This is a genomic window from Amycolatopsis halotolerans (assembly GCF_042647905.1).
Taxonomy (GTDB): Bacteria; Actinomycetota; Actinomycetes; order Mycobacteriales; family Pseudonocardiaceae; genus Amycolatopsis; species Amycolatopsis halotolerans.
The window spans coordinates 48,295-71,496 of the sequence record NZ_JBHRWI010000029.1 but is presented as its reverse complement, the minus strand read 5'-3'; the positions used below and the strand labels follow the sequence as shown (position 1 = coordinate 71,496).

Below are 23,202 nucleotides of genomic sequence, written 5' to 3'. Positions count from 1 at the left end.
GACATGGGAACTGCACAGGCGGACGGAGCCCGGACCGGAGACGAGACCACCGAGGACTCCGGAACGCCGGTGCTGCTCCGCGAACCGGCCGAGGGCACCCCACCGGTGGTGACCGATCCCGTCGCGCTCGCCGAGGCGTGCGCGCGGCTCGCCGCGGGCACGGGAGCCGTCGCCGTCGACACCGAACGGGCGTCGGGCTACCGGTACTGGCCCAAGGCCTATCTCGTCCAGCTGCGCCGCGAAGGCTCCGGCACGGTGCTGATCGACCCGATCGCGCTCGCCGACGACCTCGCCCCGCTGCGGGACGTCCTCAACGACACCGAATGGGTGCTGCACGCCGCGTCCCAGGACCTGCCGTGCCTGGCGGAACTGGACCTGCGGCCGCTGTCGCTCTTCGACACCGAACTGGCCGGACGGCTGGCCGGGTACGAACGCGTCGCGCTGGGCACGCTCGTGGAACTGCTGCTCGGGTACACGCTCGAAAAGGGGCACAGCGCCGCGGACTGGTCGAAGCGGCCGCTGCCGATCGACTGGCTCAACTACGCCGCCCTCGACGTCGAGCTGCTCAACGAACTGCGCGCGAAGCTCGAAACCGAGCTGGCGGCGCAGGGCAAGCTGGAGTGGGCGCAGCAGGAGTTCGAGGCGGTCCGCACCGCTCCCCCGCCCGCGCCGCGCGCCGAACCGTGGCGCCGGACGTCCGGGGTGCACAAGATCCGCAGCCCGCGCGGCCTCGCCGCGGTGCGGGAGATGTGGCAGGCCCGCGACGAACTGGCCCGCAAGCGCGACCGCGCGCCGAGCCGGATCCTGCCTGACAGCGCGATCGTCAACGCGGTGACCTCGGACCCGAAGACCGTCGAGGAACTGCAGGCGCTGCCGGTGTTCAGCGGACGCGTGCAGCGCAAGTACACCGCCAGCTGGCTGCGGCATTTGCAGGCGGCGAAAGCGCTGCCGGCGAGCGAACTGCCGAGCCCGAGCCAACCCAACGACGGTCCGCCGCCGGTGAACCGCTGGGCCGACAAAGACCCCGACGCCGCCGCCCGCCTGGCCGCCGCCCGAGCCGCACTGGCCGCGATCGCGGAGGACCGCAAGCTGCCGGTGGAGAACCTGCTGCTGCCGGATCTCGTCCGGCGCACCTGCTGGCGACCGCCAGCCGACCTCGCGGAAGACTCGGTGGCGGACACGCTGCGAGCAGGCGGGGCACGCCCGTGGCAAGTGGAGCTGACAGTCGCGGCGCTGAGCAAGGCGCTACACAGCACCGCTTCCGAATAACAAGCCGGTGGTCTAGACCTCAAGTCGAGGTTTAGACCTCCGGACGCGAGCCACGACTTCCGCAACCAGGCCCAGCCCTGACCGCTCACTTGCCCACCACGCGGGATCGCGCCGGCGTTTGGGGGCTGCCCGGCGTGACAGGCCGAAGGCCCCTCACGCCGGGCAGCCCCCAAACGCCGGCATAAAAGCGATCCCGCCCGCGGCGGCGAAGCCGACGCCAAAAACACAGCTTGGTGAGCTGACCTGCCAAATCAACCCCGCCAATCAACCCCGACCACGAACCGACCTGCGATAACCAAGCGACCGCCCCACCCCCGTAGCCGTCGTAACCACCGCAGGCACCAGATGCGCCACCGACGTCGTCTCCCGGCGCCCCACAACCGCGACCGCCGCAGTGACCCGACCGGAAGCGTCTCGGATCGGCGCCGCGACGGCTACTGCATCGTCGGCAAGCTGGCGATCCGCGACGCAGTAGCCAGTACGGGCGATCTCAGAGAGTTCGGCGCGCAGAGTCTCCGGGTCGGTCGTCGTGTGCTGAGTTTCCGCCGCAATCGGGCTAGTCAGCGCGGATTCGCGGGTGTCGGCGGCGGCGTGCGCGAGCAGCACCCGGCCGGTCGCGGTGGTGGTCGCGGGAAGGCGGCTGCCGGTCGTGGTGAGGATGCCGACTGAGCGGTGTCCGGCCAGCCGGGCCAGGAACACGACGTCCGTTCCGTCCAGCACCGAGAGGTGCACGTTTTCGCCGGTCGCGTCGAACAGGTCGCCCAGATACGGCAGGGCGATGTCGCGGATCGAGGCGCGGGCCAGCGAGAGCGAGCCGAGTTCCCACAGTTTCAGGCCGAGGTGATAGCCGCCGTGGTCGTCACGGGTGAGTGCTCCCCATTCGGCCAGTTCGCCGACCAGGCGGTGCGCGGTGCTCAAGGGCAGGCCCGCCGCCTGGGCGATCTCGGTCAGGGACAGCACGGGCGTCTGGGCGCTGAAGCAGTCCAACACCGACAGCAGCCGCGCCGCCGCGGTGGGTCTGGCTTCCATGTGGCGGAAGTCTGATTGAGGCGGGGCCGCGACGCAAGCGACACTGCGCACGTGGGTCGGCCAAGCGAGGAAAACACAGAACACAGCGAGTCGGTTTTGATCACGGGGGCGGGATCGGGTCTCGGGCTGGGAGCGGGATTGACGCTCGCGGCGCGCGGGCACCGGGTGTTCGCCACCGTCGAACGGGACGACCAGATCGAGCCGACGCGGGCGGCGTTCGCCGAGCGCGGGCTCGTCGCGGAAGTCTCCCGGCTTGATCTGCTCGACCCGGCTGATCGCGAAGCGGCTGCGGCGCTCGACGCGTCCGTTCTGCTCAACAATGCCGGATTCGGTGCCGAAGGGCCGCTTCTGCGCACGGATTCCGCAATGGTTCGGAAAACGTTCGAGGTCAACGTCTTCGGCACGCTCGAGTTGACGCGGCTGGTCGCCGACCGGCTCGTCGCGGGCGGGCGCGGCGGGCGGATCGTGTTCGTCACGTCGGTGGCGGGGCTGTTCGTCGCTCCCGGCGCGGGCGCGTACGGGGCCAGCAAGTTCGCCCTCGAAGCCATGGCGCAGGCGGTCCGTCAGGAACTGCGGCCGCACGGAATCGAGGTACGGGTGGTCGAGCCTGGGCCGTTTTCCACTGGGTTCAACGAGAAGCTCGTCGAGCACGCGCCTGCCTCGGACCACGACTTTTCGGATTTCCTCGCCATGCAGCGCGATCCGGCCCCGGCGGTCGAGGCGATCGCGCGGGTCGCGGTCGAATCCGGGCCGTACCGGACGATCGTCCCGGGCGAGTTCGGTGCGATCGTGCGCGAGCAGCAAGATCATCTGTGGGGCGAGACCGACCTTGTCGAACCGTGAGAAAGTGCGGTCGGCGCGACTGAAACAAGCACGAGACAGGAGCACATGACAGTGAAGATCGCGGTTCTCGGGGGCGGGCACGGTTCCTGGGCCACGGTGGCGGAACTCGCCGAGCACGGCCACGAAGTGCGCTGGTGGCGGCGGAACGCCGAGGCGTCGGAAGCGTTGCGCGCGACCGGGGCGGTGGGCGTCCGGGACTACCGGGGCTCCCGTTCGGTGCCGGTGGGCGACGGCGCCGGGGAGATCAACCCGGTGGCAGACCTCGCCGAGGCGGTGCGCGGCGCGGCTCTGATCGTGATCCCGCTGCCCTCGACCACGCACGACGACCTGGCTCCCCGGCTCGCCCCGCTGCTGACCGAAGGCCAGGTGGTCTTCCTGCCGCCGGGCACGTTCGGTTCGATGGTGTTCGCCAAGGCCGTCGCCTCGGCGGGCGGGAGTTCGGAGATCGCGTTCGCCGAAGCCGGGACGCTGCCCTACCTCGCGCGTCGTCATGGCGACGCCGAAGTGGTGATCAGCGGGTACGCGACCCGGCTGCCGACCGGTGTTTTCCCGTTGCGGCTGGCGGAAAGCGCGTTCAAGACGCTGCGCGAGGCGTACCCGAGCATCGAGGACGCGGGCGACGGGCTCAGCGGAGCGCTGATGAACGCGGGTCCGATCATCCATCCGCCGCTGATCACGATGAACGCCGGTCCGCTGGAGCATTTCGCCGCCTGGGACATTCACAACGAGGGCACGCAGCCGTCGATCCGGAGCGTCACCGACGCGCTGGACGCCGAGCGGGTCGCGCTGCGCGAAGCGTTCGGCTACGGCGCGCCGCACTTCCCGCTGGCCGATCACTACGCCACCGACGGCGAGGAGTGGATGTACGGCCGCTCGGCGCACGAGCGGCTGACCGACAGCGGCGACTGGCGCGAGAAGATCGACCTCCACACGCACCGCTACATGGTCGAGGACACCCGGCTCGGGCTGTCGCTGCTGGTGTCCGCGGGCCGTTGGGCCGGAGTGCCGACGCCGGTCGCGGAAGGGCTGCTGGCTTTGGGTTCTGCCATCACCGGCCGCGATTTCTACGCCGAGGGACGGACGTTCGAGAACCTCGGCCTGGCGGATCTCGACCGGGCTGGACTGGCCAAGCTGCTGCAGGACGGAGTCCAGTCGTGATCGCCATCGTCGGAGCCGGGCGGATGGGCGAGGGCATCGCGCTGGCCTTCCTCGCGGCGGGACATCCGGTGTTGCTCGCGGACGTCAAGGACCGCACCGAGGAAGAACGCCAACTCCGCCGCGACGAGGTCCGCAAGCGCCTCGCGGACCGGCTGCGCGCGATGTTCGGCCACGCCGACGCGCTGGAAAGCCTGACGCTGGGCGACCGTTCGGCGAAGGAACTCGCCTACGCGACCGTGGTGTTCGAGGCCGTGCCGGAGGTCATGGACGTCAAGCGCGAGGTGTTCGGCTGGCTCGGCTCGCAGGTGCCGGAGTCGGCGGTGCTGGCCTCGACGACGTCGACCTTCCTGGTCACGCAGATCGCGGAACTCGCCGACCGGCCGGAGCGGGTCGTCAACGCGCACTGGCTCAACCCGGCCGAGCTGATGCCGCTGGTCGAGGTCAGCCGGAGCGACGACACCGACCCGGCCGCGGTCGAGCGGCTCGTGGAGCTGCTGCGCGAAATCGGCAAGGTGCCGGTGGTGTGCGGGCCCGCCGCCGGGTACATCGTGCCGCGGCTGCAGGCGCTGCTGATGAACGAGGCCGCGCGGATGGTCGAGGAAGGGGTGGCCGGCGCCGCCGAGATCGACCTCGCGGTCCGCGCCGGGCTCGGGCCGCGGTTCTCGGTGCTGGGCCCGCTGGAATTCATCGACTGGGGCGGCGGGGACATCCTGTATTACGCCTCGCGCTACCTGACCGGGGAACTCGGCGAGCGGTTCCAGGCCCCCGCGATCGTCGAGGAGAACATGACCGGCCAGCGGCGAGGTCTCCAGGACGGGGCCGGGTTCTACCGCTTCGACGCGGCCGGGGTGCCGGACTACCGGGCGGCGCGGATCCGGGAGTTCGAGGAGATTTTCCGGCTGCGGGAACCGCATTTGCGGGACGGGACGCCGGTTCCGGAGCGTCCGCAGGAGTGACTTTTGGTTGGCGGCCGCGGGTTCAAGCCCGCGGCCGCCAGCACTCCTCAAGCCATCCGGCCGCCTGGGCGACGCGCGGATGGGCTTCGCCGAGGACTGCTTTGAGCCCGGCTGCCACGGATTCCAGCTCGGCCGCCGCATCTGCTCGGTCGCCTCGTTGGGCAGCGGCCCGGGCCAGCGTCGCGCGGAGGCCGAGCACCATCGGATGTCCCGCTGGCCAGGCACCGGCAGCCAGGACTGTCCGCGCTGAGTGTTCCGCTTCGTCCAGGTTTCCGCTCTCCACGCAGGCTCGCGCGAGCGCGGTGCGGATGATCAGCGCACCTCGGCCTCGCGCTTCGCCCAGTGTCTGGCGGAGCAGGTCGGCCGCCTCGCGCGCTTGCCCTGCCAGCAGGAGAACGGTTGCCAGCGACTCCCCCAGCTCTGGCCGCTTCTCGAACAGCTCGCGCATCGGAGCGATCGCCGCCTCCGGATCTCCGATTTCGGCTCGCACCACCAAGAGGAGCCCGCGGAGCGCGTCTCGTTGCTCGTCGGTCTCGCAGAGCGCTTCCTCATTTGACAGCAGTTGTTCGGCCATCTCGTAGCGGGCCAGCGCGCGCAGCATGGTGACCTTCCGGTGCCGTCCGGCTCTCGTCTGGGCGTGCGCCGGGCCGAGTTCGGCGGTGCAGTAGTCGACGTGCGCGTCGAGCACCGCGAGCGCGTCTTCGTACTGCGCTGCCACGCCATAGGCTTCCGCGAGGAGCAGTTGGGTCTTGAACGTCCCCGGCTGGCGCGCGCCCCACGTTTCCTCGAACAATTCCGCGGTGCGTTCCAGCAGCGGGATCGCCTCCGCCGGACGGCCCTGCGAAGTCTGGCAATACGCCAGATTCGCCCACGCGGCAAGGGTGTCCGGCCCACGCGGACCGAATTCTTCCGTCAACGCGGGCACGAGATCCGTGTAGTGCCGCTCCCCTGCCGCCCAGTCCTCGTTCTTGAGCAGTAACTGGCCCAGCAGGAGCCGCCGACGCAGGTTCGGCACGCTCTTCGGGTTACGCGCCTTCGCGAGGGCGGCCTGCAGCGCGGCGATCTCGTCAACCGGCTCTGGCTTGGTACGGAAGAGTCCCACCTGGACAGTCTGCCCGGCCCGGAGATTCAGTCCTTCTCAAGCCACCCAGAAACCTCGACGACATCCGGATGCTTCGGACCAAACGCCTCCGTCAACCCCGCCGCGACCGCCGCCAGTTCGCGGTCCGCCTCGGCATCCCGGCCGCGTTCCCGGGCCACCCGCGCCAAAGTCGCCCGGGCACCGAGCTTCAGCGGGTGTCCGTCCGGCAAGCCATCAGCCGCCGCGATTTCTCCGGCCAATGTTTCCGCCGCGTCGAGCTGGCCGCTTTCCAGGTACGCGCGGGCCAATTCCCCGGCCGGGCCCCACTGCTGCGCCGCCGGTTGCGCGGACAGCACGGCGCGGTACAACTCCGCCGCTTCCGCGGGTTCCCCGGCTCGCAGCAGCACCGCGGCGAGCACCTCGACGAACTCCGGAGTGCGGTACTGCTCGGCGAGTTCCCTCGCCTTGTACTGGACTGTCTTCGCCTCGCCCGCTTCCGCCCGAATCAGCAAGCCGACCGCGCGGGCACTATCGCGTTCGTAGTCGTCTCGCGGCTTACGGGACAGGCCGGAGTTCAACGAGCCAGCCTCGTCGTATCGCCCGAGTGTCCGCAGCACGCTCACCTTCCGGCGCGCGCCGGCGATGGTCAACTCGTGGTACTCGCCGAACTTGTCCACGCACGCGTTCAGATGCTTGCTCAGCACGGCCAGCGCCTCGTCGTACTCCCCGGAGAGCGAGTACATCTCCGACAGCATCAGCTGTGCCCGCAGGGTGGCCGGGTCGGCGGGACTGACGGCCTCGTAGATGTCCACTGTGGACTCCATCAGGTGCACCGCGTCCTCGGTCTGCCCCAGCGCGGCTTTCGCCGTCGCCAGGTTCAGCCACGCGCCCAGCGTGCCCGGGTGCTGATCGCCCTCGACGCGCACCTGGGCGTCGGCGAGTTCGGTGTAGTGCTCCTCCGCCGCGGGCCAGTCGCCGGTTTCCACCAGGAGAACGCCGATCCGGTGGCGCATCGCGAGGCTCTCCGGGGAATCCGGATCCGCGGCCTTCGCCAGTTTTTTGCGCAGCTTCGCGATTTCGGCTGCCGGGTTCGCCCGGAAAAGCGCCATTGCCGTCCCCCGTCCGGTTGGTGCGTTCCCGCCAGTGTGCCCCAGGCCACAAGACCCCGGGAGTGTGCCGTCTCCCACTCGACCGGGCCACTGCACTGGTTACCCACGGGTAACAAGGGCTAGGGTGCGGGACAGGAACACTCTCTACTTCAGGAGCATTCGTGGCCGCACCAGCAACGCCGCCGCTCGCGCCCACCGCGCGAGGGGTGCGCAATGTCGTCTTCGTCGAAGGGGTACGCACGCCCTTCGGCAAGGCGGGCGACAAGGGCATGTACGCCGGGACCCGGGCGGACGACCTCGTCGTCAACGCCATCCGCGAGCTGCTGCGGCGGCATCCGGAGCTGCCGCCCGAGCGTGTCGACGAGGTCGCGATCGCCGCGACGACGCAGATCGGCGACCAGGGCCTGACCATCGGCCGCACCGCCGCGCTCCTCGCCGGGCTGCCGAAGTCCGTGCCGGGCTTCGCGATCGACCGGATGTGCGCGGGCGCGATGACCGCGGTGACCACCACCGCGAGCGGGATCGGCTTCGGCGCGTACGACATCGCCATCGCGGGCGGCGTCGAGCACATGGGCCGCCACCCGATGGGCGAGGGCGTCGACCCGAACCCGCGGATCGTCGCGGACAAGCTGGTCGACCCGACGGCGCTCGTGATGGGCCAGACCGCGGAGAACCTGCACGACCGCTTCCCGGAGATCACCAAGGAGCGCACGGACGCGTTCGCCGCGCGCAGCCAGGAGCGCTACGCCGAGGCCGTGAAGACCGGCAAGATCGGTCCCGAGCTGGTTCCGGTGGCGACCAAGTCCAAAGTCCAATCAGCGGAGCGCAGCTCCTCCGTTGAGGGCGGCGGCGGGGGCATGGATGGACTCGGCTGGGGTCTCGCGACCGAGGACGAGCCGCCGCGCCCGAGCACGACCGTCGAGCAGCTGGCGAAGCTGAAGACGCCGTTCCGCCCGCACGGCCGGATCACCGCGGGCAACGCGGCCGGTCTCAACGACGGCGCCACCGCGGCGATCCTCGCCGACGAGGACACCGCGCGCGAGCTGGGTCTTCCGGTCGGGATGCGGCTGGTCGGCTACTCGTTCGCGGGCGTCGAGCCGGAGGTCATGGGCATCGGCCCGGTGCCGGCCACCGAGAAGCTCTTCAAGCGCACCGGTCTGTCCATTGAGGACATCGGCCTGTTCGAGATCAACGAGGCGTTCGCGGTGCAGGTGCTCGCGTTCCTCGACCACTTCGGCATCGCCGACGACGACCCGCGGGTCAACCAGTGGGGCGGCGCGATCGCCTGCGGCCACCCGCTGGCCTCGTCCGGCGTGCGGCTGATGACCCAGCTGTCGCGCCAGTTCGCCGAGCGCCCCGACGTGCGCTACGGCCTCACCACGATGTGCATCGGCATCGGCATGGGCGGCACCGTGATCTGGGAAAACCCGGCCTACAACGGCTCTGAGGGGGCGAAGTAATGACTTTCACCGCTGAAGCGGCGAAGGCCGCGTTCCCGGACGAGGTCGTGACCAACGCGGTCACGAACCTGGTCAAGGTGCCGGGGCTGGACAAGCCGGTCGCGCTGATCACCTTGGACAACGGCCACGACCACACCCGGCCGAACACCTTCGGCCCGCAGGGTCTCGTGTCGCTGAACGCCGCGCTGGACAAGGCGTTCGCCGCCGAGCCCGCCGCGATCGCGGTCACCGGCAAGCCGTTCATTTTCGCGGTCGGCGCGGACCTTTCCGGCGTCGAGGCGGTGTCGGACCCGAAGCTGGCGCGGGAGATCGCGCAGACCGGGCACGACGTGTTCCGCAGGCTCACCGAATCGAAGATCCCGACGTTCGGGTTCGTCAACGGCGCGGTGATGGGCGGCGGGCTCGAACTCGCGCTGTCCTGCCACTACCGGACGCTGTCGGAGAACACCGCGGCGATCGCGTTCCCCGAGGTCTTCCTCGGCCTGTTCCCGGGCTGGGGCGGCACGCAGCTGCTGCCGAACCTGATCGGCCCGGACGCCGCCGTCACCGTGATCATCGAGAACGCGCTGGCGCAGAACAAGATGCTGAACGTGCGCAAGGCCGCCGAGCTCGGCATCGTCGACGAGGTCTTCGGTTCCGCGGACTACCTGGAGCAGTCGCTGCTGTGGCTGGCCAAGGTCGTCAACGGCGAAATCACCCCCGCTCGCCGGGAAATCGACCGCGGCGCGGAGTGGGACGCGGCCGTCGCGCGCGCCAAGTCCATCGTGGACGGTCGCACGCACGGTGCTTCGCCGGGCGCGACCAAGGCTGTCGAACTGCTTGAGCTGGCCCGGGAGAACGATCTCGACCGCGGCTACGCGGCGGAGACCGACGGGCTCGCCGAGCTGCTGATGTCGGACGTGCTGCGGGCTGGGCTGTACTCGTTCAACCTGGTCAACAAGCGGGCCAAGCGGCCGGCCGGTGCGCCGGACAAGTCGTTGGCGCGCAAGGTGAACAAGGTCGGCATCGTCGGCGCGGGCCTGATGGCCAGCCAGCTGGCGCTGCTGTTCGTGCGCCGCCTCAAGGTGCCGGTGGTGCTCACCGACGTCGACCAGGCGCGCGTCGACAAGGGCGTGGGCTACGTCCACGAGGAGATCGACAAGCTGCTGGCCAAGAAGCGGGTGTCGCCGGACGGCGCGAACCGGCTGAAGGCTCTGGTGACCGGCTCGCTCGACAAGGCCGCGTTCTCCGACGCGGACTTCGTGATCGAGGCCGTTTTCGAAGAGCTGGGCGTGAAGCAGCAGGTGTTCGCCGAACTGGAGCAGCACGTCTCCCCCGAGACGATCCTGGCCACGAACACCTCGTCGCTGTCGATCACCGCGATGGCCTCGAAGCTGCGGCACCCGGAGCGCGTGGTCGGCTTCCACTTCTTCAACCCGGTCGCCGTGCTGCCGCTGCTGGAGATCGTGCGCGGCGAGAAGACCGACGACGCGGCGCTGGCGACCGCGTTCTCGGTCGGCAAGCAGCTGAAGAAGTCGAGCGTGCTGGTGAAGGACGCGACGGCGTTCGTCGTGAACCGGCTGCTGCTGCGGTTCCTCGGCGAGGTGCTGGTGGCGGTCGACGAGGGCACGCCGTTCGACGTGGCCGACTCCGCGCTGGAGCCGCTCGGCCTGCCGATGTCGCCGCTGAACCTGATGCAGCTCGTCGGCCCGGCGATCGCGCTGCACGTCGGCGAGACGCTGCACGGCTCGTTCCCGGACCGCTTCACCGTGAGCGAGAACCTGGACAAGTTCGTGAAGGCGGGCAAGAAGGGCGTGTGGACCTGGGACGCGACGGGCACGCCGTCGGTCGACCCGGAGGTCGCCGCGCTGTGGACGCAGGGCGACCGGCCGTCCACCGCCGAGCAGGTCCGCGACCGCGCGCTGAACGCGATCGCCGAAGAGGTCCGGATCATGCTCGACGAGGGCGTCGTCGCGGAGGCCCAGGACATCGACCTGTGCCTGATCCTCGGCGCGGGCTGGCCGTTCTGGCTGGGCGGCATCACGCCGTACCTCGACCGGGCGGGCGTCTCGGAGCGGGTCAACGGCAAGCCGTTCCTCTCCCAGGGCGTCGCTTCGGTTCCGGCGTAACGCCTCGGCGGAGCCGCCCTGTCCCGCGGGGCGGCTCCGCCGTGAACCCGGACACACCGAGTACTTCGTGACCTTCCGGGCACCAGCCGTTCACCACTGCCCCATAACGTCCTGCCGAATCGTTCGAGCAGGTCAGGAGCAGGATGAACACCACGGACCCGGGCGGCGTCGGCCGTCGCGGATTCTTCAAGCGCGCGGGGCTCGTCGGCGCCGTCGCGGCCGGGGCCCCGGTGCTGGCCTCGGGCCAGGCCGACGCCATGGACCTCGATCTGGGGCTTGACCTCGGGATTGATCTCGACTGGCTGTTCGGCCGCCGCTACCAGTGGGTCGTCGGCGATCACCACACGCACAGCCAGTACTCGTACGACGCGATGTACACCATCGACCGCATCGCGGCCGGCGCGCGCGAGCACGGCGCGAAGTGGATCGTCTTCACTGATCACGGCCACGCGACGCACGAGAAATCGTCCGTGGAGCCGACCAGCCGCGACGTGCTCGCCGCGCAGCGGAGGCATCCGGATCTGCTGCTGTGGCAAGGCATGGAGTGGAACGTGCCGGGCGCGGAGCACGCCACGCTGTTCTTCCAGGCCGGGCGCGACCAGGCGAACGTGCTGCGCGAGTTCGAGCGCGGTTTCGACTGGCGGCTGACCGGGTCCGAATCCTCCAGCCCGGAGCACGAAGCGCTGGCGCTCAAGGGTTTGCGGTGGCTCGCCGAGCAGGAACGCACACGCCGGATCCACGCGCCGGTCGTGCTGATCAACCATCCGCTGCGCAACGGCCGCGTTTCGCCGCACGAACTGCGCAACTACCGCGACACCGCGCCGGGCATCGTGATCGGCATGGAAGGCGCGCCGGGTGCGCAGGCCGACGGATTCCCGAAGCCGCAGGGCAATGGCGGCGCGCGGGGCGGCTACGGCAACAACCCCGGCGGTGACTCGTGGCCCGGCTTCCCGGCCGAGGCGTACCGCACGTTCGGCGGCTGGGACTGGACCGCCGCGAAGGTCGGCGGGCTGTGGGATTCCCTGCTGGCTGAGGGAAAACCGTGGTGGATCACGACGAACTCCGACTCGCATTACAACCGCGGCGACCAGCTGGTGCGGCCGTCGGTGCCGGACGGCTGGTACGAGCAGACCGGCAAATACCCGGACCCGGTCGACAGCGGGGTGCCGCAATTGTCCGCGCCGTACGCGGATTTCTACCCCGGCGAGTTCAGCCGCACGGTGGTCGGCGTGCGCTGCCCGGGCTTCGAAGGCGTGCTGGAGGGTCTGCGCGCGGGCCGGATCTGGTTGTCTCACGGCGGTTTGGTGCAGCAGCTGGAAGTCGGCGTGTTCGGCGGCGGTGACTGCGCGACGTTCGGCGGACGGCTGCGCGTGCGCCGCGGCTCGACCGTGACGGTCGTCGTTTCGGCGGTGACCGCGTACCGGCCGAACGGATCTGGCTCGGTGCCGCGGCTGGGTCGGCTGGACCTGATCTCGGGCCCGGTCACTGGCCCGGCGGCGGATCGCGACGCGATGACTGCGCCGGGTACGCGGGTGGTGGAGTCGTTCACGCCTTCGCGCGGATATGCGGGACGGCGGGTGATGTTCAAGCACACGTTCCGCAACGTGCGGGAGCCGTTCTACGTCCGGGTGCGCGGGACGGACGGGAAGCGGCACGTGCCGGGCGGCATTGAGCCGATGATGGACGTGATCGGGCAGGCGAATCCGTACGAAGACCTTTGGCTGTACGGGAATCCTACGTTCGTGGACGTCCACTGAGTCGTGCGTGGCTAAGCCGGTTCTAACCGGCTTAGCCACGCACGAGTCGCTACACCGTGGGCAGCCGCACCGTCACCGCCAGTCCGCCTCCCACCACCGGCTCCGCGGCCACCGTCCCGCCGTGTGCCTGCACCGCCGCGCGCACGATCGACAGCCCCAGACCCGCTCCCGAACGCGCCGTCCGGGCCACCCCGGCGCGGCGGAACGGCTGGAACAGCTCCGGCACCGCCGCCGGGTCCAGCAGGCCGCCCGACGAGCGCACCCGCAGGACCGACCACTGCGCGCCCGGTTCCGTCGTCACCTCGATCCAGCCGCCGTCGACGTTGTGCCGCACCGCGTTCTCGACCAGGTTTCCCGCGATCCGTTCCAGCAGAGCCGAATCCCCGATCGCCGGGGACGGCTGCATCACGAAATCCGCGCGCAGGCCCCGTTGTTCGGCTTCGCCGCGCACCGCCGACCAGGCGCGCTCCACGAGCACCGTCAGGTCCACCAGTTCCCGTGTCACGAGCCCGGCTCCGTCGGTGCGCGCCAGCAGCAGCAACGAATTCACCAGCTGTCCCGCCCGGTTCGTCGCGTCCAGGACCACCCCGGCCATCCGGCGGAACTCGGCCTCGTCGGCGTGTTCGTCGGACAGCGTGACGTCCAGTTCCGTGCGGATCACCGACAGCGGGGTGCGCAATTCATGGCTCGCGTTGGCGACGAAATGGCGCTGCGAATCGAACGCGTCCTGCAAGCGGTCGAGCATGGCGTCGAAAGTCCGCGCCAGTTCGGCGAGTTCGTCGCGCGAGCGGATCTCGCCGATGCGCTCCCCCATCGACTCGATCGACAGCCGTTGCGCGGTCCCGGTGATCTCGCGCAGCGGACGCAGCACGCGGGAGGTGAACGTCCAGGCCAGGATCGCCGCCGCGGCCACCACGAAGCAGAACGCCAGCGAGCCGAAGATCAGCACCCGGGTGACGGCGTGCGTGCGCAGATGCTGCGCGAGCGTGGACGCGTCGACGTCGATGCCGTCGACCCGGACGATGGTGCCCGGCGGCATGTGCGGCACGGCGTCGACCGCGTCGCCGACGAGCGTCCACGCCAGCCACAGCAGCAACAGCCCCGCCGCGGCGACCAGGACGGTCGCCAGGACGGTGACGCGCACCCGCAGGCTGCGGGCGCCGGGAAGCTTCACTCGGAACCGGCGACCGACACCCGGTAGCCCGAGCCGACCACGGTCTCGATGATGCCCGGTTCGCCGAGCTTCTTGCGCAAGGTCATCACGGTGACCCGGACGGTCGTGGTGAACGGGTCGGCGTTCTCGTCCCAGACCCGCTCCAGCAGTTCCTCGCTGCTGACCACGGATCCGGCCGCGGACAGCAGCACCTCGAGCACGCCGAACTCCTTGCGGGTCAGCTCGACCGGCCCGCTCGCGCGCCGGACGGTGCGCTTGGCCGGGTCCAGCTCGACGTCGCCCGCGGTGAGCAACGGCGGCGCGGCCGGCGTCGCGCGGCGGCCCAGCGCCCGTACGCGCGCGACCAGCTCCGGGAAGGCGAACGGCTTGGCGAGATAGTCGTCCGCGCCCAGCGACAGCCCGTCCACCCGGTCGGACACCGAACTGCTCGCGGTCAGCATCAGCACCCGCGTCAGCTCGCCGGACGTCACGATCTCGCGGCACAGGTCGTCGCCGGACATCCCGGGCAGGTCGCGGTCGAGCAACACCACGTCATACCGCGTGACGGACGACTTCTCGTGCCCGTCGTCGCCCGTGAGCGCGATGTCGACGGCCATGCCCTCCCGCCGCAGCCCGCGGGCGATCGCGTCGGCCAACGGCTCTTCGTCTTCGACTACCAGAACTCGCACCAGACCACAATCCCATAGTTTCCTGAGAGCACCTGAGAGACCTGAATGGACACTCGTCTTCACCCCCACCGCAACGCGAACCACAGTCGCATCCGCGTTTCCGGATCGGCCAGCTCCACCCCGAGCGCCCGTTCCACCTGTCCGATCCGGTGCCGCACGCTGTTGCGGTGCACGCCGAGTTCCGTCGCGGTTCGGTCCCAGCTGCCGTGGTGCGCCAGCCAGGTCCGCAGGGTCGGCACCAGCTCGCGGCCGTGCGCGCGGTCCAGTTCGCGCAGCGGAGCCAGCAGACGCTCGGCGAACGCACCGGCAGCGGCGGGTGGGATCAGGTTGTCGAAGCCGAGCGGGTCGGCGCTGGCGGCCAGCGGGCGGGCCAGCGCGCGGGCGCGGGCCAGCAGGAGTTCGGTTTCCGCGACGGCAGCCGGTAGTTCCGCGGCGGGGTGCGGCGGGCTCGCTACCGCCAGCCAGCCGTGTTCGAGGAGGCCGTCCAGGTCGCCGAGCTCGCTCGCGATGGCGTAGAACCGCGGCCCGGGCAGGACCTGGACCAGCGGGGTGTCGAGGCGGGCGCGCAGCCAGTCCGGGCGGCGGGCCAGCGCGTCCGGGCCCCGTCGGTGGGCGACTCCGGCGACGAGCCGGGCCTGGTCGCTGCCGACGACTCCGGCCAGCGCGTCCGAGCCGGGGCCGCCGAGCAGCAACGCGGTGGCCGCGGCGCCGAGTTCCGCGCTGTCCGATCCGGCGCGGCCCACGAGTCCCAGCAGCGCCGCGCCGACGGCCAGGATCGCCCGGTCTCCGCTGTCGAACCGTTGTGCCCGGCCGACCACGACCAGGTGCGCGGCGGTCGCCTGCGGGTACACCGGTTGCGCGACAACGTGCGTGCCGTCGGGCAATTCGGTGGAGGCGATGCGGATTCCGCTGCGGGAGCGCAGGGTCGCGAGCAGTTCCGTTACCGCCGACGGCAAGGGCTGCGGTGCGTCGTAGCCCGCCGCCAACACGTCTCCGGCACCGACCATCGCGACCCACCCGCGCAACCGGCCAGCGAGCGCGGCGACCAACTCCCCCAGACCACCGCCCGCGGCTCGCGTCAAAGCTTCGCGGCCTTCTGACAGCCGTCGTTCTTCGTGCCGTCCAGCTTCGGCGAGCGCGACTGCGACGGCGCGGTTGATGGCCAGAAACGGCGTCGCGGGCGGAACGACCAGCAGCGGCAGGCCGTGCTCCGCGCAGGCGTCGCGCAGCGAAGGCGGCAGAGTTTCCGAGACTGTCGGGGTGAGGCCGAAACCGAGCGCGGTGACGCCCGCGTCGCGCAGGCCCCGGACGTAACGGTCGGCGTCCTCCGGCAGGTTCACGCCCGCGGTCAGCACGAGTTCGGCGCCCACCAGGTACGGCGCGGGGTCGGCCAGTTCGCTCACGTGCGCCCACCGCACCGGCCGGTCCAGCGCGCCCGGGCGCAGCGTTTCGGGCACGACGTCGAGCGCCAGCTCCGGGTTGCCCGCGACGGTGCGTAGTGGAACTGTCACCTCTGCGGGCAACAGCACGTCGTGATGGGTCATTTCGGCCAATCTTCCGCGAAGTCCTGGATACATCGTCCCATGCCGCCGCGGGGTCGCCCGACCCTACGGTGTCCCGCAAGAACCCCACCCCGTTTCAAGGAGGACCCGTGGGCGGCGACTATGCGGTGATCGCGCTGTACATCGCGGGCATGATCGGGGTCGGCTGGATCGGCCTCCGGCTGGCCAAGACCAAATCCGACTACCTGGTCGCCGGACGGCGGCTCGGCTGGTTCATGTACTCCGGCACGATGTCGGCCGTCGTGCTCGGCGGCGCGTCGACCGTCGGCGGCGTGAAGCTCGGCTACACCTACGGCATCTCCGGCGCGTGGCTGGTGATCACGATCGGCGTCGGGATCCTGGTGCTGCACGCGGTTTTCGCGCGACGGCTGGTGAAACTGCGCGTCTACACCGTCGGGGAGATGCTCGACCTGCGCTACGGCGGCCGCGCGAGCGCGGTGTCCGGCGTGGTGATGTGGGGCTACACGCTGATGCTCACGGTCACCTCGACGCTGGCGTTCGCGTCGATCTTCAAGGTGCTGTTCTCGATCCCGAGCTGGGCCGGGATCGCGATCGGCGGGTCGATCGTGGTGCTGTACTCGGTGCTCGGCGGCATGTGGTCGATCACGCTGACCGACATCGCGCAGTTCGTGATCAAGACGATCGGCATCCTGTTCGTGCTGCTGCCGATCGCACTCGTCTCGGCGGGCGGCTTCAGCGGGATGGCCGAGAAGCTGGACGCGTCGTACTTCGAGTTCACCTCGATCGGCGGCGAGACGATCCTGACCTACTTCCTGATCTACACCTTCGGGCTGCTGATCGGACAGGACATCTGGCAGCGCGTGTTCACCGCGCGCACCCCGCGCGTCGCGACAGGCGGCGGTGTCATCTCCGGCGTCTACTGCCTCGTCTACGGCATCGCGGGCGCGCTGATCGGTACGGCGGCGAAGGTGCTGTACCCAGACCTCGGCAGCGCGCAGGACGCCTTCGCCACCATCGCGGAACGGCTGCTGCCCACCGGCGTACGCGGTCTCGTGCTCGCGGCGGCGCTCTCGGCGCTGATGTCGACTTCTAGCGGCGCGCTGATCGCGTGCGCCACCACGACGACTTCGGACCTGTTCCGCAAGATCGGCCTTAAGAGCGGCGAGGTCTTGCGTAACCGAGTGACGACACTTGTGCTGGGCATCGTGGCCATCGGTATCGCAATGCTCGTGGACGACGTCGTCAACGCGCTCACCATCGCGTACGACATCCTCGTCGGCGGCCTGCTCGTCACGATCATCGGCGCGCTGTTCTGGAAGCGCGGTACTCGCGAAGGCGCGTACGCGTCGATGGTGGCCGGGACGGTGTCTGTCATCGCCTTCATGATCATCGATGGGGTCGCGGCCAACAGTCCGATCTATTGGGGCCTCGGCGTCAGCCTTGTCGTGTACATCGGCGTCAGCCTCGCGACACCGCGTACGCCGGACAGCATTCTTTCCGTGTGGACAGAACGTCTTCATGGTTCCGAAGACCACACTGCCGCTGAAGATCTCAGCGCATCCGAAACCCGACAGGAGTTGACCCAGTGAGTGAACAGCGTCCGGTCGGCCCGCTCGACTCGTCGCAGATCCCGCGCTTCGCCGGCTTCGCGACCTTCGCGCGGCTGCCGCGGATCGACGAAGTGCCGAGCGCTGACGTAGCCGTGGTCGGCGTGCCGTTCGACTCTGGCGTGTCCTACCGCCCCGGCGCGCGGTTCGGTCCTTCGGCGCTCCGCGAGGCGAGCCGGTTGCTGCGGCCGTACCACCCGGGCCTGGACGTTTCGCCGTTCGCCGAGAAGCAGGTCGTCGACGCTGGCGACATCGCGGTCAACCCGTTCCACATCGGCGAAGCGATCGAGAAGCTGCAGCAGGAAGCCGAAGCGCTTACTGCGGGCGAGACGAAGCTGGTGACTGTCGGCGGCGACCACACCATCGCGCTCCCGCTGCTGCGCGCGGCAGCGAAGAAGCACGGTCCCGTTGCGCTGCTGCACTTCGACGCCCACCTCGACACCTGGGACACCTACTTCGGCGAGCCGTACACGCACGGCACGCCGTTCCGCCGCGCGGTCGAAGAAGGCATCCTCGACACCAGCGCCGTGTCGCACGTGGGCACGCGCGGCCCGCTGTACGGCAAGCGCGACCTCGAAGAGGACCGTCGCCTCGGCTTCGGCATCGTCACCTCCGGCGACGTACTGCGCCGCGGCATCGACGAGACCGTGGACGCGCTTCGCCAGCGCATCGGCGACCGTCCGCTGTACGTGTCCGTGGACATCGACGTGCTCGACCCCGCGCACGCGCCCGGCACCGGCACCCCCGAAGCGGGCGGCATGACCAGCCGCGAACTGCTGGAGATCCTGCGCGGCCTGCGCGGGCTCAACCTGGTCGGCGCGGACGTCGTGGAGCTGGCCCCGGCCTACGACCACGCCGAAATCACCGCAGTCGCCGCTTCGCACGTCGCCTACGACCTGGTCAGCCTCCTGGCGCTGGGACGCGACGCATGACCCGGATCGGCGGCGACGTTGTCGCGGAGACGCTGCGGGCGCTCGGTGCGGACACCGTGTTCGGCCTGCCCGGACAGCACGCGCTCGGCCTGTTCGAAGCGCTGCGCCGGGCGGACGACCTGCGCGTGGTCAGCTCGCGGGTGGAGAACAATCTCGCCTTCGCCGCGGACGGCCACGCGCGCGCCCGGCTCGCCGCCGATCCGCACGGCCCGGTGCCGGTCACGCCGATGATCGTGTCGACCGGCCCCGGCGCGCTGCTCACGCTGGCGTCACTGCAGGAATCGCGCGCGGCTTCGGTGCCGGTGCTCGGCATCTCCAGCCAGATCCCGGTCGCCGGGCTCGGCGGCGGACGGCACGGTTACCTGCACGAACTGCCGGACCAGCAGGCGAGCTTCCGCGATGTCGTGAAGTCGGTGCACGTGGTCCGGTCGATCAGCCAGATCCCGACCGCGCTGCGCGAGGCGTGGGAATCCGCCGCGACCGCGCCATACGGGCCGGTGTGGGTGGAAATCCCGCAGGACGTGCTGCTCGCCCCGGCGAACCTGCCGGAACTGACCAGCGTGACCGCGGCTCCGGCACCGCTCGAGCCGTTGCCGGAGCTGGTGGCCGAGGCCGCGAAACTCCTTGACGCAGCGAAGAATCCGGTGATCCTCGCCGGTGGCGGCGCGCTGCGTTCGGGGGCGCACGACGAGCTGCGCCAGCTCGCCGAAACCCTGCGCGCACCGGTGGTGTCGACGTTCGGCGGCAAGGGCGTGTTCGCCTGGAACCACGAGCTGTCCGCGCAATCGTGGATGGAAGACTGGCACACCACGGAATTCCTCTCCGCCGCCGACGTCCTGCTGGTGCTCGGCTCCGGGCTGGGCGAGCTGTCCAGCAACTACGGCGAGTTCGCGCCGCGCGGGCAGATCGTGCAGGTGGAAGCGGATCTCGGGAAGCTGGAGTCGAACTATCCCGCGCTCGGGCTGCACGCCGACGTCCGGCTCACCCTTCGCGCACTGCTGGACCAGCTCACGCCGCGTACTCCGGACGGCCGCGCCGAAGCGGCGACGAAGGATCTGCTTGCGCGCGTCCAGTCCAGGTTGGACAGTCAGCCGCTCGATGCGGAGCGGAAGCTGCTCGACGACATCCGCGCCGCGCTCCCCGATGGCACGCAAACCTTCTGGGACATGACAATCGCGGCCTACTGGGCGTGGTCGGTGTGGAATCCGGACGGCGCGCCGATCCACACCGCGCAAGGCGCGGGCGGCCTCGGCTACGGCTTGCCCGGCGCGCTCGGTGCCGCTGCGGCAGGTGTGCGGTCGCTGGCGGTGTCCGGCGACGGCGGCGCGATGTACGGACTCGCCGAGCTGGCCACCGCGGTACAACACCAGCTCGACGTGACCTGGCTGATCGTCGACGACGGCGGCTACGGCATCCTGCGCGAATACCTCACCGGCGCGTTCGGCCAGACCACCGCGACCGAGCTGCCGCGCCCGGATTTCGTCGCGCTGGCCGAGTCGTTCGGCATCCCCGCCCGAAAGACCACTGTGGACACTGTCCGCACCGACCTCGCCGACGCGCTGCGCACCCCCGGCCCGTCCGTCGTCGTGCTTCCCGCGCTGCTGAAGATGTTCGCCCCAACCCATTTGGAGCACTCGTGACCCACATCCGCAACTTCGTCGGCGGCGCTTTGGTCGATACCCCCGGCACCGAGGCGACCCTCGAGCTGACCGACCCGGCCACCGGCAAGGTCTTCGGCACCAGCGTCGTCTCCGGACGGAACGAAATCGATCTCGCGATGGAGTCGGCGGCGCGGGCGTTCCAGATCTGGCGGCGCAGCACGCCCGCGCAGCGCCAGGAAGCCCTGCTCAAGATCGCCGACGCGCTGGAAGCCCGCGCGGAGGAATTCGCCGACACCGAGGTCCGCGAGACCGGCAAGGTCCGCGCGGTCATGCTGGACGAGGAAATCCCGGAGTGCGTGAGCACGCTGCGGTTCTTCGCCGGTGCGGCCCGGCAGCTCGAAGGCACCGGCGCGGGCGAGTACCTCGCCGGGCACACGTCGGTGATCCGCCGCGAGCCGATCGGCGTGTGCGCGCAGATCGCGCCGTGGAACTACCCGCTGATGATGGCCGTGTGGAAGATCGGCCCGGCGCTCGCCGCGGGCAACACCGTGGTGCTCAAGCCCGCGGAAACCACGCCGTCCACCGCCGTGCTGCTGGCCGAAACCGCGGCGGAATTCCTGCCGCCGGGCGTGTTCAACGTCCTGTGCGGCGACCGCGAAACCGGCCGTGCGCTGGTCCGGCACCCGCACACCGACCTGGTGTCCATCACCGGCTCGACGCGCGCCGGCATCGACGTGGCCACGGTCGCCGCGGCCGATCTCAAGCGCACCCACCTGGAGCTGGGCGGCAACGCTCCCCTGCTGGTCTTCCCGGACACCGACGTCGCCGACACCGCCGAGCGGATCGCCGACGCCGCGTTCTACAACGCCGGACAGGACTGCACCGCGGGCAGCCGGGTGCTGGTGCACCAGAGCGTCCACGACGAATTCGTTGCCGCGCTGACCAAAACCGCGGCCGCCCGTCGCCCGGACGTCGACTACGGCCCGCTCAACAGCCGTGCCCAGCTCGACCGCGTGCTCGGCCTGCTGGAGCGGCTGCCGTCGCACGCCCGCGTCGAAACCGGCGGCACCGCGACCGGACCGGGCTTCCAGCTCGCGCCGACCGTCGTGTCCGGCCTCCGCCAGGACGACGAGCTGGTTCAGGAAGAAGTCTTCGCGCCGGTGATCACCGTGCAGTCGTTCGCCGACGAGACCGAAGCGCTGGAGCTGGCCAACGGTGTCCCGTACGGCCTGGCTTCCTCGGTGTGGACGAACGACGTCGCCCGCGTCGCCCGGGTGTCGCGCGACCTCGATTTCGGCTGCGTGTGGGTGAACACGCACGGTCCGCTGACCGCCGAGATGCCGCACGGCGGGTTCGGCCACTCCGGGCACGGCAAGGACCTCTCGGCGTATTCGTTCGCCGAGTACACCCGCGTCAAGCACGTGATGACGAGGTTCGAGTAATGAGCGACAAGGTCACCGAGGTCGAACAGCACGGCATCGCGCCGATCCCGCCCGCCGAGCAGACGTCCCGGCCGCGCGACCTGTTCCGGCTCGCGTTCGGCGGGGCCAACACCTTCGCCACGATCATCCTCGGCACGCTGCCGATCGCGTACGGGCTGAGCTTCTGGGCGGCGCTCGCGGCGACCGTCGTGGGCGTGGTGCTCGGCGCGCTCGTGCTGTCCCCGATGGCCCTGTTCGGCCCCATCACCCGCACCAACAACGCGGTTTCGTCCGGCGCTCACTTCGGCGTGGTCGGCCGGTGTGTCGGCTCGTTCCTGTCGCTGCTCACCGCGATCACCTTCTTCGCGATCTCGGTGTGGGTGAGCGGCGACGCGGTAGCCGGTGCGGCGCAACGGCTTTTCGGCATCGACGGCGGCCCGGCCCTGCGCGCGGCCGCTTACGGCGTGATCGCGATCGCCGTCCTCGTCGTGTGCATCTACGGCTACCGCTTCATGCTGCTGGTCAACCGCGTCGCGGTGACCCTGGGCACGCTCATCATGCTCGTCGGGATCTTCGCCTACGGCGGCTCGTTCGACCCGTCGTTCACCGGCAGCGGCAACTTCGCGCTCGGCACGTTCTGGCCGACGTGGATCCTCGCCGTGCTGACCGTGATGGCGAACCCGATCTCGTTCGGCGCGTTCCTGGGCGACTGGTCGCGCTACATCCCCGCGACCCACTCGCGCCGCTCGCTGCTGGCCGCGCCGTTCCTCGCGCAACTGGCGACGCTGCTGCCGTTCGGCTTCGGCATCGCGACCGCGACGCTGGTCGCCGACCCGGCCGACTACGTCACCGGCCTGACCGCGATTTCCCCGCTCTGGTACGCGATCCCGCTGATCGTGGTCGCCCTGATCGGCGGATTGTCCACCGGCACCACCGCGTTGTACGGCACCGGCCTGGACTTCAGCTCGATCTTCCCGCGCCTGTCCCGCGTTCGGGCGACGCTGCTGATCGGGACGCTGAGCGTGCTGTTCATCTTCGTCGGCAATTTCGTGCTCGACATGGTGTCCAGCATCAACGCGTTCGCGACGCTGATCGTGCTGTGCACGTCGCCGTGGATGGTCATCATGATGATCGGCTACGTGCAACGCCGCGGCTACTACGACCCGGCCGACCTGCAGGTGTTCAACGAAGGCCGCACCGGCGGACGGTACTGGTTCCACCGGGGCGTCAACTGGCGCGCGATGGCCGCCTGGATCCCGGCTACCGCGCTGGGCCTGCTGTGCGCGAATACGCCGATGATCACCGGACCGCTGGCCGGGATCGCGGGCGGGGTGGACATCAGCCTGGTAGTGACGCTGTGCACGGCCGCAGTGGCGTATCCGGTGCTGGTGAAGGTGTTTCCGGAGCCGCGGGAGGTCTTCGGTCCTTCTTCGGCTACCCCAGCGGAAGCCGTGGCTGCCGAAGCGTGAGGGACGGAAACGGCGGGTTCCCTGGTCTCGAAGGACC

General features: G+C 70.2%; 18 protein-coding genes. 12 read left to right on the top strand and 6 right to left on the bottom strand.

The window, feature by feature from the left end:
* Positions 1-3 precede the first annotated feature (3 nt).
* A complete protein-coding gene (locus ACFORO_RS24840) occupies positions 4-1,269 on the top strand; it encodes an HRDC domain-containing protein (RefSeq protein ID WP_377868131.1) in 1,266 nt (421 codons plus the stop codon).
* 264 nt (positions 1,270-1,533) lie between these two features.
* On the opposite strand, the gene ACFORO_RS24835 is transcribed toward ACFORO_RS24840, so the two are convergent.
* A complete protein-coding gene (locus tag ACFORO_RS24835) occupies positions 1,534-2,298 on the bottom strand; it encodes an IclR family transcriptional regulator (RefSeq protein ID WP_377868130.1) in 765 nt (254 codons plus the stop codon).
* A 51-nt stretch (positions 2,299-2,349) separates the two neighbouring features.
* On the opposite strand from ACFORO_RS24835, the gene ACFORO_RS24830 reads away from it, so the two are divergent.
* From ACFORO_RS24830 to ACFORO_RS24820, 3 genes are read left to right on the top strand one after another with little or no spacing between them, the layout of a single operon-like run.
* Positions 2,350-3,141: an SDR family NAD(P)-dependent oxidoreductase gene (locus ACFORO_RS24830; protein WP_377868129.1), complete on the top strand. Its 792-nt coding sequence runs from the start codon at positions 2,350-2,352 to the stop codon at positions 3,139-3,141.
* A 45-nt stretch (positions 3,142-3,186) separates the two neighbouring features.
* Positions 3,187-4,299, top strand: a complete 1,113-nt coding sequence (locus tag ACFORO_RS24825; protein WP_377868128.1) for an NAD/NADP-dependent octopine/nopaline dehydrogenase family protein — start codon at positions 3,187-3,189, stop codon at positions 4,297-4,299.
* A complete protein-coding gene (locus tag ACFORO_RS24820; RefSeq protein ID WP_377868127.1) occupies positions 4,296-5,255 on the top strand; it encodes a 3-hydroxyacyl-CoA dehydrogenase NAD-binding domain-containing protein in 960 nt (319 codons plus the stop codon). The genes ACFORO_RS24825 and ACFORO_RS24820 overlap by 4 nt, the downstream gene beginning before the upstream one ends.
* A 22-nt stretch (positions 5,256-5,277) precedes the next feature.
* Here the strand turns inward: ACFORO_RS24820 and ACFORO_RS24815 are convergent, their stop codons facing one another.
* Positions 5,278-6,357 (bottom strand): tetratricopeptide repeat protein, encoded by a 1,080-nt coding sequence (locus tag ACFORO_RS24815; protein ID WP_377868126.1) that lies wholly within the window; start codon positions 6,355-6,357, stop codon positions 5,278-5,280.
* Between the two features lie 26 nt (positions 6,358-6,383).
* A complete protein-coding gene (locus ACFORO_RS24810) occupies positions 6,384-7,445 on the bottom strand; it encodes a tetratricopeptide repeat protein (RefSeq protein WP_377868125.1) in 1,062 nt (353 codons plus the stop codon).
* Between the two features lie 206 nt (positions 7,446-7,651).
* Here ACFORO_RS24810 and ACFORO_RS24805 point away from each other — a divergent pair, with 206 nt between their 5' ends.
* The 3 genes from ACFORO_RS24805 to ACFORO_RS24795 all read left to right on the top strand — a co-directional run bounded on the left by ACFORO_RS24805 (position 7,652) and on the right by ACFORO_RS24795 (position 12,770).
* Positions 7,652-8,905: a thiolase family protein gene (locus tag ACFORO_RS24805; RefSeq protein WP_377868176.1), complete on the top strand. Its 1,254-nt coding sequence runs from the start codon at positions 7,652-7,654 to the stop codon at positions 8,903-8,905.
* Positions 8,905-11,013 (top strand): 3-hydroxyacyl-CoA dehydrogenase NAD-binding domain-containing protein, encoded by a 2,109-nt coding sequence (locus ACFORO_RS24800; protein WP_377868124.1) that lies wholly within the window; start codon positions 8,905-8,907, stop codon positions 11,011-11,013. Before ACFORO_RS24805 ends, ACFORO_RS24800 begins: the two co-directional genes overlap by 1 nt.
* A gap of 143 nt (positions 11,014-11,156) precedes the next feature.
* On the top strand, positions 11,157-12,770 hold the full coding sequence (locus ACFORO_RS24795; RefSeq protein WP_377868123.1) for a PHP domain-containing protein: 1,614 nt from the start codon (positions 11,157-11,159) through the stop codon (positions 12,768-12,770).
* 49 nt (positions 12,771-12,819) lie between these two features.
* Here the strand turns inward: ACFORO_RS24795 and ACFORO_RS24790 are convergent, their stop codons facing one another.
* From ACFORO_RS24790 to ACFORO_RS24780, 3 genes are read right to left on the bottom strand one after another with little or no spacing between them, the layout of a single operon-like run.
* The gene (locus ACFORO_RS24790; protein ID WP_354750427.1) at positions 12,820-13,944 is read right to left on the bottom strand and encodes a sensor histidine kinase; all 1,125 of its coding nucleotides are present in this window, start codon (positions 13,942-13,944) and stop codon (positions 12,820-12,822) included.
* Entirely contained in the window at positions 13,941-14,612 is a 672-nt protein-coding gene (locus ACFORO_RS24785) for a response regulator transcription factor (RefSeq protein ID WP_344267515.1), read from the bottom strand. The genes ACFORO_RS24790 and ACFORO_RS24785 overlap by 4 nt, the downstream gene beginning before the upstream one ends.
* A gap of 59 nt (positions 14,613-14,671) precedes the next feature.
* Positions 14,672-16,156, bottom strand: coding sequence for a PucR family transcriptional regulator (locus ACFORO_RS24780; RefSeq protein WP_377868122.1), 1,485 nt, complete (start codon positions 16,154-16,156; stop codon positions 14,672-14,674).
* Between the two features lie 107 nt (positions 16,157-16,263).
* Between ACFORO_RS24780 and ACFORO_RS24775 the strand changes: the two genes are divergently transcribed.
* Genes ACFORO_RS24775 through ACFORO_RS24755 form a run of 5 tightly spaced genes read left to right on the top strand, consistent with a single transcriptional unit; the run spans position 16,264 to position 23,165 of the window.
* Positions 16,264-17,724, top strand: coding sequence for a sodium:solute symporter (locus ACFORO_RS24775; protein WP_377868121.1), 1,461 nt, complete (start codon positions 16,264-16,266; stop codon positions 17,722-17,724).
* On the top strand, positions 17,721-18,674 hold the full coding sequence (gene speB / locus ACFORO_RS24770; RefSeq protein ID WP_067579433.1) for an agmatinase: 954 nt from the start codon (positions 17,721-17,723) through the stop codon (positions 18,672-18,674). Before ACFORO_RS24775 ends, speB begins: the two co-directional genes overlap by 4 nt.
* Positions 18,671-20,314, top strand: a complete 1,644-nt coding sequence (locus ACFORO_RS24765; protein WP_377868120.1) for a thiamine pyrophosphate-binding protein — start codon at positions 18,671-18,673, stop codon at positions 20,312-20,314. The genes speB and ACFORO_RS24765 overlap by 4 nt, the downstream gene beginning before the upstream one ends.
* On the top strand, positions 20,311-21,717 hold the full coding sequence (locus ACFORO_RS24760; protein WP_377868119.1) for an aminobutyraldehyde dehydrogenase: 1,407 nt from the start codon (positions 20,311-20,313) through the stop codon (positions 21,715-21,717). The genes ACFORO_RS24765 and ACFORO_RS24760 overlap by 4 nt, the downstream gene beginning before the upstream one ends.
* Complete coding sequence (locus ACFORO_RS24755) at positions 21,717-23,165, top strand: purine-cytosine permease family protein (RefSeq protein WP_377868118.1); 1,449 nt, start codon at positions 21,717-21,719, stop codon at positions 23,163-23,165. Before ACFORO_RS24760 ends, ACFORO_RS24755 begins: the two co-directional genes overlap by 1 nt.
* Positions 23,166-23,202: the final 37 nt, after the last annotated feature.